15 protein-coding genes are annotated in these 13,623 nt (G+C 63.7%); 9 read left to right on the forward strand and 6 right to left on the reverse strand.

What is annotated here, in order from left to right; all coding sequences use genetic code 11:
- The first annotated feature begins 30 nt into the window (after window positions 1-30).
- Window positions 31-648 carry a glutathione S-transferase family protein gene (locus tag LMTR21_RS08210; protein ID WP_065751574.1) on the forward strand — a complete coding sequence of 206 codons (618 nt, stop codon included), beginning with the start codon at window positions 31-33 and terminating at the stop codon, window positions 646-648.
- A 92-nt stretch (window positions 649-740) separates the two neighbouring features.
- Here the strand turns inward: LMTR21_RS08210 and LMTR21_RS08215 are convergent, their stop codons facing one another.
- Complete coding sequence (locus tag LMTR21_RS08215; protein ID WP_065751575.1) at window positions 741-1,661, reverse strand: LysR family transcriptional regulator; 921 nt, start codon at window positions 1,659-1,661, stop codon at window positions 741-743.
- Between the two features lie 90 nt (window positions 1,662-1,751).
- On the opposite strand from LMTR21_RS08215, the gene LMTR21_RS08220 reads away from it, so the two are divergent.
- Window positions 1,752-2,309, forward strand: a complete 558-nt coding sequence (locus LMTR21_RS08220) for a carboxymuconolactone decarboxylase family protein (RefSeq protein WP_065751489.1) — start codon at window positions 1,752-1,754, stop codon at window positions 2,307-2,309.
- 33 nt (window positions 2,310-2,342) lie between these two features.
- The gene (locus LMTR21_RS08225) at window positions 2,343-2,777 is read left to right on the forward strand and encodes a nuclear transport factor 2 family protein (RefSeq protein ID WP_065751490.1); all 435 of its coding nucleotides are present in this window, start codon (window positions 2,343-2,345) and stop codon (window positions 2,775-2,777) included.
- Window positions 2,778-2,950: 173 nt separating this feature from the next.
- Here LMTR21_RS08225 and LMTR21_RS08230 read toward each other — a convergent pair whose 3' ends face one another.
- The 3 genes from LMTR21_RS08230 to LMTR21_RS08240 form a co-directional block, all read right to left on the reverse strand.
- Complete coding sequence (locus LMTR21_RS08230; protein WP_065751491.1) at window positions 2,951-3,637, reverse strand: glutathione S-transferase family protein; 687 nt, start codon at window positions 3,635-3,637, stop codon at window positions 2,951-2,953.
- Window positions 3,638-3,776: 139 nt separating this feature from the next.
- Window positions 3,777-4,073: a hypothetical protein gene (locus LMTR21_RS08235; protein ID WP_246175399.1), complete on the reverse strand. Its 297-nt coding sequence runs from the start codon at window positions 4,071-4,073 to the stop codon at window positions 3,777-3,779.
- Window positions 4,074-4,280: 207 nt separating this feature from the next.
- A complete protein-coding gene (locus LMTR21_RS08240; RefSeq protein ID WP_057856810.1) occupies window positions 4,281-5,414 on the reverse strand; it encodes a site-specific DNA-methyltransferase in 1,134 nt (377 codons plus the stop codon).
- A 274-nt stretch (window positions 5,415-5,688) separates the two neighbouring features.
- Between LMTR21_RS08240 and ypfJ the strand changes: the two genes are divergently transcribed.
- Both ypfJ and moaB read left to right on the forward strand, forming a co-directional pair.
- A complete protein-coding gene (gene ypfJ, locus LMTR21_RS08245) occupies window positions 5,689-6,627 on the forward strand; it encodes a KPN_02809 family neutral zinc metallopeptidase (protein WP_065751493.1) in 939 nt (312 codons plus the stop codon).
- Window positions 6,628-6,772: 145 nt separating this feature from the next.
- A complete protein-coding gene (moaB, locus tag LMTR21_RS08250) occupies window positions 6,773-7,333 on the forward strand; it encodes a molybdenum cofactor biosynthesis protein B (RefSeq protein ID WP_065751494.1) in 561 nt (186 codons plus the stop codon).
- Between the two features lie 126 nt (window positions 7,334-7,459).
- Here moaB and LMTR21_RS08255 read toward each other — a convergent pair whose 3' ends face one another.
- Together LMTR21_RS08255 and LMTR21_RS08260 are read right to left on the reverse strand one after the other, a co-directional pair.
- Window positions 7,460-8,389 (reverse strand): bifunctional helix-turn-helix transcriptional regulator/GNAT family N-acetyltransferase, encoded by a 930-nt coding sequence (locus LMTR21_RS08255; RefSeq protein ID WP_065751495.1) that lies wholly within the window; start codon window positions 8,387-8,389, stop codon window positions 7,460-7,462.
- 143 nt (window positions 8,390-8,532) lie between these two features.
- Window positions 8,533-9,105 (reverse strand): glycosyltransferase family protein, encoded by a 573-nt coding sequence (locus LMTR21_RS08260; protein ID WP_065751496.1) that lies wholly within the window; start codon window positions 9,103-9,105, stop codon window positions 8,533-8,535.
- 190 nt (window positions 9,106-9,295) lie between these two features.
- Between LMTR21_RS08260 and LMTR21_RS08265 the strand changes: the two genes are divergently transcribed.
- From LMTR21_RS08265 to LMTR21_RS08280, 4 genes are all read left to right on the forward strand, one after another.
- Window positions 9,296-10,456, forward strand: coding sequence for a PA0069 family radical SAM protein (locus LMTR21_RS08265; RefSeq protein ID WP_065751497.1), 1,161 nt, complete (start codon window positions 9,296-9,298; stop codon window positions 10,454-10,456).
- 74 nt (window positions 10,457-10,530) lie between these two features.
- A complete protein-coding gene (locus LMTR21_RS08270) occupies window positions 10,531-10,980 on the forward strand; it encodes a VOC family protein (protein ID WP_065751498.1) in 450 nt (149 codons plus the stop codon).
- Between the two features lie 252 nt (window positions 10,981-11,232).
- Entirely contained in the window at window positions 11,233-12,018 is a 786-nt protein-coding gene (gene rnhB, locus LMTR21_RS08275) for a ribonuclease HII (RefSeq protein WP_065751576.1), read from the forward strand.
- A gap of 94 nt (window positions 12,019-12,112) precedes the next feature.
- Window positions 12,113-13,621, forward strand: a complete 1,509-nt coding sequence (locus tag LMTR21_RS08280) for a glycosyltransferase family 39 protein (RefSeq protein ID WP_065751500.1) — start codon at window positions 12,113-12,115, stop codon at window positions 13,619-13,621.
- Window positions 13,622-13,623 lie beyond the last annotated feature (2 nt).

The raw sequence follows: 13,623 nt of genomic DNA on the forward strand, positions 1-13,623 counted from the left end.
TAACGTCCGGCTTTCCCCATGAGGACCGCCATGTTCAAGCTCTACTACGCCCCCGGCACCTGCGCGCTGGCTTCGCACATCGCGCTTGAGGAGGTCGGCGCGCCCTACAGCGCCGAACGGCTGAACTTCAAGAACAACCAGCAGAACAGCCCGGATTATCTCAAGATCAACCCCAAAGGCCGCGTCCCCGCGCTGGTGACGGATAGTGGGGTACTGACCGAGACGCCGGCGATCCTTGCGTTCATTGCGCACAGCTTTCCGAACGCGAAGCTCGTGCCGCAGGATCCCTTTGCCTTCGCGCAGGTGCAGTCGATCAACAACTATCTCTGTTCCACCGTGCATGTCGCACACGCCCACAAGATGCGCGGGGCGCGCTGGGCGACCGAGGAGACGTCGTTCGCCGACTTCAAGCGCAAGGTGCCGGAGACGATGACGGCATGCTTTACGCTGATCGAGCGCGATATGCTCAAAGGGCCGTGGGTGATGGGCGAGCAGTACACGATCTGCGATCCCTATCTCTACACCATCGCCGGCTGGCTGGAGGGCGACGGCGTTGATCTATCCAGGCTGCCGAAGGTCGTCGCGCATCGCAAGCGGATGGAGGAGCGGCCGGCGGTAGCCACGGTGCTGGCGGAGGAGAAGGCCTGAATTTGTAGGGTGGGCAAAGCGATAGCGTGCCCACCATTCACGACGAGTTGGCGGATAGATGGTGGGCACGTCGCTGCGCTCCTTTGCCCACCCTACGCCGCCTTTTTCCCGCGTTCCATCTCGCGGCCGATGCCGAGCATGATGTTGCGCAGCCAGATCGAGCCGGGATCCATCTGCGCCCGGGTCGGGTAGAACATGTACTGCTCGTCGATCCCGGGATCGAGCGGCGGTGCGACGGTTGCGAGCGACAATTGCTTCGACAGCGCGCCGATCAGGCGCCGTGGCACGAAGGCGACGAGATCGGTGCGCGCGGCAACATGCAGCGCCTCAAGATAGCCCGGCACGACCAGCGCGATCCGGCGCTCGATGCCCTTCGGGCGCAGCCACATGTCGATCAGGTCCTCGCTCTGGCCGCGGATCACCACCGCGACATGGCGGGCGTCGAGAAAGGTTTCGATCCGCTTCAGCCGCGTGCCGGCGGGGTGGCTGCGGCGGACAGCCAGCGCATCACTGTCGGTGTAAAGCGGCTGCCGGTGAAAGCCGGTGAAGGCGTTGCCGATCGAGATCACGAGATCGATGGTGCGGGCAAACTCCGCGGTGAAGATCGCCGGCCCCCGCCACGGCACCACGTCGATCCGGACGTTCGGCGCGGCTTTCGTAATCTTCTCCATCAGCGGCGGCATCAGCAGTTCGACCGCCAGGTCCGGCATCATCAGGCGAAACTGACGTTCGCTTCTCGCGGCGTCGAATTCATCGGCGACGAACAGCGAGCGCACCTGATCGAGCGCCTGCGCCAGCGGCGCGCGCAGGGCTTGTGCCCGCGGCGTCAATTCCATGCGCGCGCCGGTACGCACCAGCAGGGGATCGCCGATCAGGTCGCGCAGCCTCTGCAGCGCGTGGCTCGCTGCCGGCTGCGACAGCCCGATCCGCATCGCGGCGCGGCTGACGCTGGTTTCCTTCAGCAGCGCGTCGAGCGCGACCAGCAAATTGAGGTCAAGCGAATGCAAATTCATATCGTGAATATATATCATATTCTCTATCGATTGGAAGAATGACGGCATTTGCGCGAGATTACGTCCAGCAAACAACGAAGCCGGACTTGCATGACCGATCGCCTGAAGCCTGCCACCGAACCCTATGACGCGCGCGTGCAGGCAATCTTCGACCGTCTGCCGCGATCCTGGATGCCGCCGTTCCGGCTGTTCACGACGCTGGCGCGCCATCCGGCGCTGCTCGAACGTTTCATCAACGGTGCGCCTGCCTATCTCAGGGATTCGCATGTCAGCCTAAGGCAGCGCGAGGTCTTCCTGCTGCGGGTCACGGCGCGGTGCGGCTGCGAATATGAATGGGGCATGCGCCTGCACTACTTTGCCGAGGAGGCGCGGCTGACCGAGGCGCAGGTCAGCGCCACCGTGCATGGCAACGCCGCGAGCGCGTGCTGGGATGCGACCGACGCCCTTCTGATCCGGCTTGCCGATGAATTGCATGAACGTTGCGACATCGGCGACGACTTATGGAGCGCGCTGCGTCCCGTGTTCGACGATGAGGCCATTCTCGAGCTGCTGGTGATGGCCGGCTACTACCGAACGGTCGGCTATGTCGCGAACGCGCTGCGGTTGCCGCTCGAACCCGCAGTGGGCCGACCGTTTCCCAAAGTTTGATCAACAGAGTGCTTAGCAGAAGGACAAGCCGCCATGAGCGCACCAGCGAACAAGAAACTGGTACAGCAGGTCTATGCCGATTCCGCCAACCGGAGCGGAACGACCTTTCTCGACAACATAGCAGAGGACGTCACCTGGATCGTCACCGGCCAGTATTCATGGTCTGGTGAATTCAAGGGGCGCGAGGCGATCAACAATGGCCTGATGGGCCATTTGCGCTCGCTCCTCGCCTCCGGCCGCCCGCGCTCGCTGGCGTTCAACTTCATCGCGGAGGGCGACTATGTCGTCGTCGAAGCGCGCGGCGACAATTTGGCCAAGAGCGGAGAGCGCTACGACAACCAATACTGCATGGTCTGGCGCATCGAGAACGGCAAGATCAAGGAGATCAAGGAATATTGCGACTCCGCGCTGGTCGAGCGCGTGCTCGGGCCGTTCCCTGCTGAATTGAAGCTGGCGGCGGCGGGTTGAGGCGTTGAGCAGTGTTGGCGCGGTGAGGTTCGTAGGGTGGGCAAAGGAGCGTTAGCGACGTGCCCACCATTTTTCATGGGCACTCGTGATGGTGGGCACGCTCCGCTTTGCCCACCCTACGCATAAACTAAAACGGCGCCCGCGAGGGCGCCGTTTTGCTTAGTTAGGTCCGATCAGGCGGCCCTGATCTTGAGATGCTTGAACATGTTGCCGCGGGCCTCGTCGTCCATCTCGGCCTTGAACTTAAAATTATCCTTCAGGACGATCGCCTTGGCCGCCGCCGGACGCGCCGAAATCTCGTCGACCAGCCGCTTGACGTTCGGATACTTCGCGACCGCCTCTTCGCCGAGAACCAGGGGGATCATGCGCGCCCAGCCCCACACGTCCATGTCGACGATGGTGTAGGTGTCGCCGACCATGTAGCGGCGTTTGGCCAGATGGTCGTTGAGAATGCCGAAATGCCGCTGCGCCTCGAACTGGTAGCGGTTATGGGCGTAGTCGATCTTCTCCGGCGCGAAGTGCTTGAAGTGGACGGCCTGGCCGGAATACGGGCCGACGCCGGTGGCGGCGAACATCAGCCAGGACAGCAATTCGGCACGATTTTGCGGCGTGTTCGCGGGAAGAAACTTGCCGGTCTTTTCGGCGAGGTAGAGCAGGATGGCGTTGCTGTCGAACACGATAACGCCGTCGTCGTCGATCGCGGGCACCTTGGCGTTCGGATTGATGGCGAGATATTCCGGCTTGAACTGCTCGCCCTTGCGGGTGTCGACCGCAACCGGCTGGTAGGCGAGGCCGGCTTCCTCGAGGAAGAGGGCGACCTTGGTCGGGTTGGGCGATCCGTTGAAGTAGAATTTGAGCATTTTGGAATTTCTCCCCATTGCTTCTTGCAAGGAATCTTGTCGCGGCACGCGGCGGCATTGCCGCCGGGCCCACGTCCATGCTCAAATTTTTATTGAATGCGCAAGCGACGAGTTCGTGACCGGCGCGCGCCGCCAGCGCTTACGACAGCGCCAGACCGCCGATGCCGGCGACCGCCAGGCCCGCACCGGCAGCGATCATAATCGACGCGAAGCGCATTTCCGTGCGCAGCGCCGTGCGCTGTCCCGCCCGCTCCGATCCTTTCGCATAGCCATGGACGATGATCTGCTCGCTGAAGGTGCCGCTGGCGTCGAGAATGTCGGTAAGCCCTGCGCAGGCGACCAGGATGCCGAGGATGATCAGCCCGGCCGGCCCCAGCAAACTCAGCAATAGCATCGGAAATACGCCGATCAGGAAAATCGGCAGCAGCGGCAGCACAATGAAGGACTCGGAGCCTCGGGTGCGCATGGCACTAGTCTCATACGGGATAATGAATGTTGCAAGTATTCCCTGAATTATGGGCGAAAGGCCGCACGACAACCCGCGCGCCCGGCACGGCTGCCATGCCGCATACGCACGCTAGAGTGCGTTGCGGCGGCCAGAAGCCCGCAAAGCCGGACGTCCCGTGATGAGGCAAGCCGCCTCTTAACCCGCCGCCATTTCCGAGCGAATTTCGGCGCGCAGCTCGTCGATCAGCCTGAGGCCGTTCTTGGTCTCGACGTGCCAGAAGGTCCAGCCGTTGCAGGCGCCGGAGCCCTGCGCCACAGCACCGATGCGGTGGATCGAGCCGACCTTGTCGCCGAGCATGATGGCGCCGTCGGCGCGGACGAGGGCGCCATGACGCTTCTTGGAGTCGACCAGCTTGGTGCCGGGCGGAATCATGCCGCGCTCGATCAGTTCGGAGAACGCCACGCGCGGCGCGTCGCGGGCGGTCATGAACGGCGCCAGCGTTGCCTCGGGCAGCGGCTCGACCGCTGCGATGCGCGCTTCCGCCGCAGCCGCATAGGTCCTGTCGCGCTCGAAGCCGATGTAGCGGCGGCCGAGGCGTTTTGCCACGGCGCCGGTGGTTCCGGTGCCGTTGAAGGGGTCGATCACGAGATCGCCGGGCTTTGACGACGACAGCAGCACGCGCGCCAGCAGCCCTTCCGGCTTCTGGGTCGGGTGAACCTTCTTGCCGTCGGCGCCCTTGAGGCGCTCTTCGCCGGTGCAGAGCGGAATCAGCCAGTCTGAACGCGCCTGCACGTCCTCGTTGGCGGCCTTCAGGGCTTCATAATTGAATGTGTAACCTTTGGCCTTCTCGTCGCGCGCCGCCCAGATCATGGTTTCATGCGCATTGGTGAAGCGGCGGCCGCGGAAATTCGGCATCGGATTGGTCTTGCGCCACACAATATCATTGAGAACCCAGAAGCCGAGGTCCTGCATGATCGCGCCGACACGGAAAATGTTGTGATAGGATCCGATCACCCACAATGTCGCCGACGGTTTCATGACCCGGCGGCAGGCGAGCAGCCAGGCGCGGGTGAAATCGTCATAGGCGCCAAAGGATGAAAACTTGTCCCAGTCGTTGTTGACGGCATCGACATGGGATTCGTCGGGGCGCTTGAGATCGCCCTTGAGCTGCAGATTATATGGAGGGTCTGCGAATACCAGATCGACCGAACCGGCCGGCAGCTTCGACATCTCGGCGACGCAATCGCCGACGACGATACGAGCGCTGGACTCAGACTCAAATTTAGTGCGGGGCGCCCTTGCAGACGCCCCGCGACGCGACACTACCATGACTCAATTACTCTGACTCAGGCGACGCTGTCGGCGACGCGGGACTAAACAACCGACTGGCGATACATTGACCCGGCAAAGTAAAAATCGACTTAATTGCGGATGCGGTGATCGGAGAATGCGCAGAGATATCATCGGCAAGAATGCCAGCAGAGATTGCGTCGCTCGCGCACTAGGCAATTTTTGCCGGGCAGGTTATTGATTAATGAAATGGAAATTTTACGTGACTGCCGCGTTGGTATTTGAGCAGCCCCGGGGATGAGGAAACAGCGCCATGCGTTACGATGACTTCCGCCGCAGCGATAGTATCGACGACCGTCGTGACGAGGGCGGCGGCGGAATGGGTGGTGGTGGTGGCGGCTTTGGCCTGCCGATGGGCGGTGGTGGGCTCGGCATCGGCACCATCATCATTCTCGGCCTCGTCGGCTATGCCTTCGGCATCGATCCGCGCCTTCTGATCGGCGGCGCTGAAATTCTCACCGGCGGCCAGCAGGCGCCGACCTACCAGACCGATCGCAGGTCGGGCCCGGCCAAGACCGGCGCGCCGAAGGATGAAGTCGGCAGCATGATCGCCGGCATCCTCGGCGAGATCGACGATCGCTGGAGCGAGATCTTCCAGACCAGCGGACAGAATTATACGGGACCGCGCATCGTGCTGTTTCGCAACGTCACCAATGGCGGGCGCTGCGGCATGGCGCAGTCGGCGATGGGACCGTTCTATTGCCCGCCGGACAAGCAGATTTTCCTCGACACCTCTTTCTTCCGCGAAGTCGAGACGCGCTTCCGCGGTTGCTCAGGCAGTGCCTGCAAATTCACGACCGCCTACATCATCGCGCATGAGGCGGGACATCACATTCAGAACCTGCTCGGCATCCTGCCGCGCGTGCAGCGACTGCAGCAGCAAGCCGGCAGCAAGGCGGAAGCCAACGCGCTGCAGGTCAAGGTCGAGTTGCAGGCGGATTGCCTGTCGGGCGTCTGGGTCAACCGCGAGGAGAAGAAGCGTCCCGGCTTCATCGAGCCCGGCGATATCGACGCGGCGTTGAGGACGGCAACCGCGATCGGCGACGACACGCTGCAGCGGCAGTCGACGGGCAGGGTGGTGCCCGACAGCTTTACCCACGGCTCCGCGGCGCAGCGCAAGCAATGGTTCATGACCGGCTACCAGCAGGGCACGGTGCAGGCCTGCAACACGTTTGCTCAGGGCGCGTTGTAGCTCGAGCGGAAGTAATTCGTCATGGCCGGGCTTGTCCCGGCCATCCACGTCTTGCTTCCGGATAGTTGAAAGACGTGGATGCCCGGGACGTCTGCGCGAAGACGCGCTTCGCGCTTTTGCCCGGGCATGAGGGGAAGAAGCAGTCATGTCGATCGACGAAACAAAACAATTCGTGCCGCTCAACATCGCGGTGCTGACGGTCTCTGACACGCGCTCGCTGGCCGACGACAAATCCGGCGCCACGCTGGCGGACCGGCTGACGGCGGCGGGCCATCACCTCGCCGCGCGCGAAATCATCGTCGACGACGTCGATGCGATCCGCGTCATCGTCAAGCGGTGGATCGCCGACGAAGGCGTCGATGCGATCATCACCACCGGCGGCACCGGCTTCACCGGCCGCGACGTGACGCCGGAGGCGATCGAGCCGCTGTTCGAAAAGCGGATGGATGGTTTTTCCATCGCCTTCCACATGCTGAGCCACGCCAAGATCGGCACCTCGACGGTGCAGAGCCGCGCCACCGCGGGCGTAGCGGGTGCCACCTTCATCTTCTGTCTGCCGGGATCGCCGGGCGCCTGCCGCGACGCGTGGGACGGCATCCTCGCCGCCCAGCTTGATTACCGCACGCGCCCCTGTAATTTTGTCGAGATCATGCCGCGGCTGGACGAGCACCTGCGGCGACCTAAAGCACAAGGCGCTTCAGCCTGACCAGCAGCGTCCACAGCCCGCGCCACATGTTGCGCCAGGCCTCAATGCGCAAGTGATGCGCACGCTTGATATGAAAGTCGAGGATATCAGGCGTCACGCGCCGCGCAGTATCGCGACGCCCCGGCCTCACAGTTCCATTTCCCAGGTTTCGCCTATCAGGCTTTGCCCGAAACTGCGATGCGGCTCGGTGGCGACCAGCTTGAATCCGGCTTCCTGATAGATCTTGCGGGCGGCGACCAGGTTGCTCTGCGTCCACAGCGTGATCTTGCGATAGCCGCAGGCCCTGGCGAATGCGATGCATTCGCCGACCAGCCGATGGCCCAGCCTCTGGCCACGCCCGGCCGGCTCGACCAGCAGCAGTCGCAGCTTGGCGACGTCGTCGGTGTGACGCACCAGAAAGATCGAGCCGACTTGCGTCCCGTCGATATCGGCGATCCAGCAGCGTTCGCGCGATGCGTCGAACGAAGCGAGGAATTTTGCCGCGATCTCCGCGACCAGTCCCTCGAAAGAGGAGTCGAAGCCGTATTCGCGGGCGTAGAACGCGCCGTGGCTCTGCACCACCCATCCCATGTCGCCGGGACGCGGTTCGCGCAACACTGCGGGCGAAGAAGACCCGCGGGAATCACCGAGCAGCCGTTCGATCTCGGCCATCGCACCGATCAAGCGCGCCTTGCCGTCGTGCGGCAACGTGGCCAGCATCGCCCCAACTTCGTCCCGCATGCTGCGCTCGAGTTTTGCGAATGTCTGACGCCCCTTGGCCGTCAAAGTGAGGCGGTATTGCCGGCGATCGGACGGCAGCGGCTTGCTGGTAATCAGTCCGGCTTCATCGAATTTCTGCACGATGCGGCTGAGATAGCCGGCATCGAGGCCCAGCTCGCTTCCGATCTCCTTGGCAGAGGTGTCTTCGCGGTGGGCGAGTTCGTACAGCACCCGCGCCTCGCTCAGCGAATAGGGGCTCTTCAGGAGCTGTTGGTCCAGCACGCCGAGCTTGCGGGTGTAGAAGCGATTGAAGGCGCGAACCGCCGCGACTTCTTGTTCGGAATCCAGTTCGGACATGGCAACACCTCGATACTTGCCATTGTCAAATATATAGTTGCCTTTGGCAAGTATATTCTCGTGGGGCACGCCGGCTCGTGCCGCCCCTACTTTGCATGGGGTTGTTTTTGATATTTTGCGTCTGTGCCCTGCGGTGTACCGCTTCAGGCGACGACCATGATCCGGCTGCGCAACTGGGTACGCGCCGAGCGGCCGAGCTGGCGCAACAGCCGCGTCTCGGAGCGGCGGGAATCGGGCCGGTAGCCGCCAAGCCGCTCGTAATGATCGCGGGCGATCAGGAGCCCCTGTTCCGCCGATGGCCCGGCGATCATGCGGGCGACGAATTTGAAGCCGTCGCGCAGCCGCGTGTCGGAATAGGGCGAGCGGGCATAGCGAAACACCCCGGCGCGCGGCCGGCCGCTGCTCGATACGGCCTGGATGAACTGCGTGGTCTCGTCGATCCAGCCGCTGTCGAGCACCGCGCCGGCATGCAGGAACATCAGCCAGGGCGAGCGCGCTGCCCGTGCGCCGGCGGCCAGTGCCGCGGCGCGTGTTCCCTCGAACTTCAGAAAGCCGCAGCCGGCAACGTCGGCCACCCGCTCGATCACGCCATTGGCGCCCCTGTCGACCAGCAGCACCTCGGCAATCACACCGGCCGCGGCGCCCGGCACCAGCGCGGCCAGCGTTGCGACGGCCGGCTGTTCTATTCCTTCGGTCGGAACGATCACGCTCAACATGATGAGGCTTCGCTGGCTCAAGCGGTGAAAAACGCTGCACTGTTATCACCTTGTCACAAGCAAAACAGCCGTTTGCGTGCGGTTTTTTAAGGCATGCCGCGCCGGTGTCCTCTCCGGCAAATTGGGCATCGCCGTGAATTGTTGGCGATCATGTTCTTGATTTGTTCTTTCCTCGTGCTATGTTCTCCCCATGAGCCGAGCATCCTCTCATGCCCTCAAGCACCCGCCGGTCACGGCGCCCTCCGAACCGGCGGGTGCGACACCTTTTCCCGAGCTTGCGGTCAACATCGAAAAGCAGCGACGGCGTGGGCGCGGCGCGCAGTCCAACCAGAGCGGCCGGTTCGAGGCCGAGGCGCGGGTCGCCTTCGACGATGGCTGGCAGAGCCTTGACGATCTGCCGCCGTTCAAGACGACGGTGTCGCTGGACACCTCGCGCAAGGTCATCACCCGCAACGACTCGCCCGACATCGGCTTCGACCGCTCGATCAATCCCTATCGCGGCTGTGAGCATGGCTGCGTCTACTGCTTCGCGCGGCCGACCCATGCCTTTCTCGGCCTGTCGCCCGGACTCGATTTCGAATCCAAGCTGCTCGCCAAGCCCGACGCGCCGGAACTGCTCGAGAAGGAGCTCGCCGCATCGGGCTACGAGCCGCGCATGATCGCGATCGGCACCAACACCGATCCGTATCAGCCGATCGAGCGCGAACACAAAATCATGCGCGGCATTCTCGAAGTGCTTGACCGAGCCGGCCATCCCGTCGGCATCGTCACCAAATCGGCGCTGGTGACGCGCGATATCGACATTCTGCAGCGGATGGCGAAGCGCAATCTCGCGAAGGTCGCGATATCAGTGACCACGCTCGATCCCAAGCTCGCGCGCACCATGGAGCCGCGCGCCTCGACGCCGCCGAAACGGCTGGAGGCGCTGCGGCAATTATCGGAGGCCGGGATCCCCTCAACCGTGATGGTCGCGCCCGTCATCCCCGCGCTGAACGATTCCGAGATCGAGCGCATCCTCGATGCCGCGGCCCATGCCGGCGTCAAGGAAGCGAGCTACGTGCTGCTGCGGCTGCCGCTGGAGGTGCGCGACCTCTTTCGCGAATGGCTGATGGCGAACTATCCCGATCGCTACCGCCACGTCTTCACCCTGATCCGCGACATGCGCGGCGGACGCGATTACGACTCGCAATGGGGAACGCGGATGAAGGGCACCGGCCCGATGGCCTGGATGATCGGCCGCCGCTTCGAAATCGCCTGCGAGAAGCTCGGTCTCAACAAGCGGCGTTCGAAGCTGACGACCGATCATTTCGTCAAGCCGAAGCGCAGCGGGCAGCAACTGAGTTTGTTCTGAGGCGTTGTCGTCATTGAGAGCGAGCGACTTATCCGCCGTAGCTTAGGCTCATCGCAATGACGGAAGGAAATAACATGCGTACTGGCAAGCCAATCCCCAGGTTCACCGTCATCACGCTCGGCGTCAGCGATATCAGCGCCAGCATCGCCTTTTACGAAGCGCTTGGCTTTGCCCGCAAAATGAAGGCAACCGGCGACGCCGTCGCTTTCTTCGACACCGGCGGCACCATGATCGCGCTCTACCCGTGGGATCAACTCGCGAGCGACGCCACGCTGCCAGACCAACCGCGGCCGAAAACCTTTCGCGGCGTGACGCTCGCCTGGAATTGCAGCTCGGTCGAGGAGGTCGACACGGTGCTCGATTTCGCCATCTCCTGCGGCGCGTCGCTGCTCAAGCCCGCGCGCAAGACCGATTACGGCGGTTACTCCTGCTATTTCGGCGATCCCGATAACCACGCGTGGGAAGTGGTGGTCGCGCCCGGCATCGAGGTCGGCGACGACCGGCGGGTTCGCCTGCCGGATTAGAACCCGTGGTGTTATGGCGGTGCCACTTCTCTCTGTCAGCGAGTTGCTCTATTGCGGCTTGATGGACCGGAAGACCATGCCAGCATCGGAAGAGCAGCCGCACGTCATTTTGACGACGCCGCGCCCCAAGCGCGGGAGCCGGGACGTTTATGTGATTGAGGCCGGGGAGTGGCGGCAGCGTCACGCTGAATAACGGGAATAGTGCCGGGTTCCCGGTTGCGCGCGGTCGCGCGCATGCGCACGATCCCGGCCATGATTCGAAACAAGTCCGCCAAGAAAACCGACAGGAAATCAGGTAAGAAAGCCGGCATGGAACAGGCCGGACTGCCCAAGGGCGTCATCGCCGTCGCGCCGCCGAGCTTTCGCCGCGAGCGGGCGCTGATCAAGCGCGGCGTCTGGCCGGTTGCCGGCTGCGACGAGGCCGGGCGCGGTCCGCTGGCGGGTCCGGTGGTGGCAGCCGCCGTCATCCTCGATCCCAAGCGGATTCCCAAAGGCATCGACGATTCCAAGCGGCTGACGGCCGAGCGTCGCGAGGAACTGTTCGAGGAGATCTGCGCGACCTCGTCCTTTGCAGTTGCCTTTGCATCGCCGGCGCGGATCGATCGCGACAATATATTGCGCGCCTCGCTCTGGGCGCTGGCGCGCTCCGTGCGCGCGCTGCCGGAACTGCCGAAGCATGTGTTCGTCGACGGCCGTGACAAGATTGATGCGCCCTGCGACTGTGACGCCGTGATCGGCGGCGACGGCATCGTCATGTCGATTGCGGCCGCCTCGATCATCGCCAAGGTCACGCGCGACCGCCTGATGAGCGCCCTGGCGCTGGATTGCCCGGGCTACGGTTTCGAGACCCACAAGGGCTACGCCGTGCCGGAACATCGCGAGGCGCTGGACCGGCTCGGCCCGAGCATCCACCACCGCCGGTTTTTTGCGCCCGTGATTGCCGCGCGGCAGAAGCATTTTCCGGAGACGGTCGAAGTCGAGCCCGATCTTTTCACGGCGGATGGGGAGATCGCTTCCGATATCTCCGTCACGATCTGAGATCGGTTGCCTCGACGGCTCGTGCGCTCTATCAAACGTGCTTAGGGGACAAGCTTGGGGACAGGGCCGCCAGGCCCGGGCATTCGGACGTTTCATGCGCTTCACCTCGCTCGTTGTCGAACTGATCCGCGCCCGCCCGCGGCTGGTGGTCTTGCTCGTGGTGCTGGTCCAGGCCGGACTTTGGCTGTTCCTGCCGATGCTGCTCTATCGCAGCCCGCCCGGCGACCTCGCGACCGTGCTGGCCTTCGGCCGGGAATATCAGGTCGGAACCTCGCTCGGCCCGCCGCTGGCGTTCTGGCTCGCTGATATCGCCTTCCGCGCCGCCGGCAACAGCATGTTCGGCGTCTATCTCCTGGCGCAGGCCTGCGCTGTCGCCACGTTCTGGATCTACTATCAACTGGCGCGCGCGATTGTCGGTGGGCAGCAGGCGGTGCTCGCGGTTCTCTTGTCGATGACGGTGGTGGCCTTCAGTTCGCCCGGCGTCGAATTCGGACCCATGGTGCTGGCGCGTCCGCTATGGGCGCTGCTGCTGCTGCATTCCTGGCAATTGATCGGCCAGAACCGCCGCAACGCCTGGTTCGCCTGGTCGATCGAGGCCGGGCTATTGCTGCTGACGACGCCGGCCGCGCTCGGATTGTTGCTGCTGCTCGCCGGATTTGCAGTGGCCACGGAGCGAAGGCGGCGCGTGCTGATGTCGCTCGATCCGCTCTATGCGCTGCTCGTGATCGCCGTGCTGGTCTTGCCGTATCTGATCTGGCTGCTCCGTGCCGATGCGCTCGCGATGCCGCCATGGCCGGCATTCTCCGACCTTGGCGCGCGCGCGATGCAATGGGGCTGGCTGCTCGTCGGCCTGGTGCTCGCGATGTCCGCCATCGTGCTGCTCGTGATCCTCAACTCCGGCTGGTTCGCCCGTCACGCCGAGGAAGCGCCGATCATCTTTCGGCCGCCGGTCGATCCGCTGGCGCGCGACTTCGTCTATTTCTTCGCATTGGCGCCCGCGCTGCTCGGAAGCCTGATTGCGGGGATCTTCAACCTCGATCACGTAGTGGGCGGGGCCGGCGTGGCCCTGCTGATGTCGGGGCTGGCCGTGATCGTGGCGACCGGCGACCTGCTTCATCTGCGGCGCCAGCGCCTGCTCCGAACGGTGTGGGCGGCGGCCGTTGTTGCGCCTGCCGTGGCGGTCGTTGCGACGAGCCTGTTCCTGCCCTGGACCGGGGACAATGAAGTGCCGACCGCGCTGCCGGCCAAAGCAATCGCGAGTTTCTTCGGCGACAACTTCGAGCGCCGAACCAACCAGCGCCTGCGCGCGGTGGCCGGCGATCCGCAGCTGGCTGGAATCATCGCCATGAACCGCGGACGTCCGCATCTGTTGCTCGATTCCACGCCGGAACGAACCCCGTGGATGTCGGTCGCGAAATTCAGCGAGACCGGCGGCGTTGTGGTCTGGCGCGCTTCCGATACCTCAGGCACGCCGCCGCCCGATATCGCGCAACGCTTTCCCGGCCTGGTGCCGGAAGTGCCGCGCGTCTTCGAATGGATGGTGAACGGCCGCCAGCCGTTGTTGCGGGTCGGCTGGGCGATCGTGCGGCCGAAGGCGCAGTAAAA

The organism is Bradyrhizobium paxllaeri (assembly GCF_001693515.2).
GTDB lineage: Bacteria > Pseudomonadota > Alphaproteobacteria > Rhizobiales > Xanthobacteraceae > Bradyrhizobium > Bradyrhizobium paxllaeri.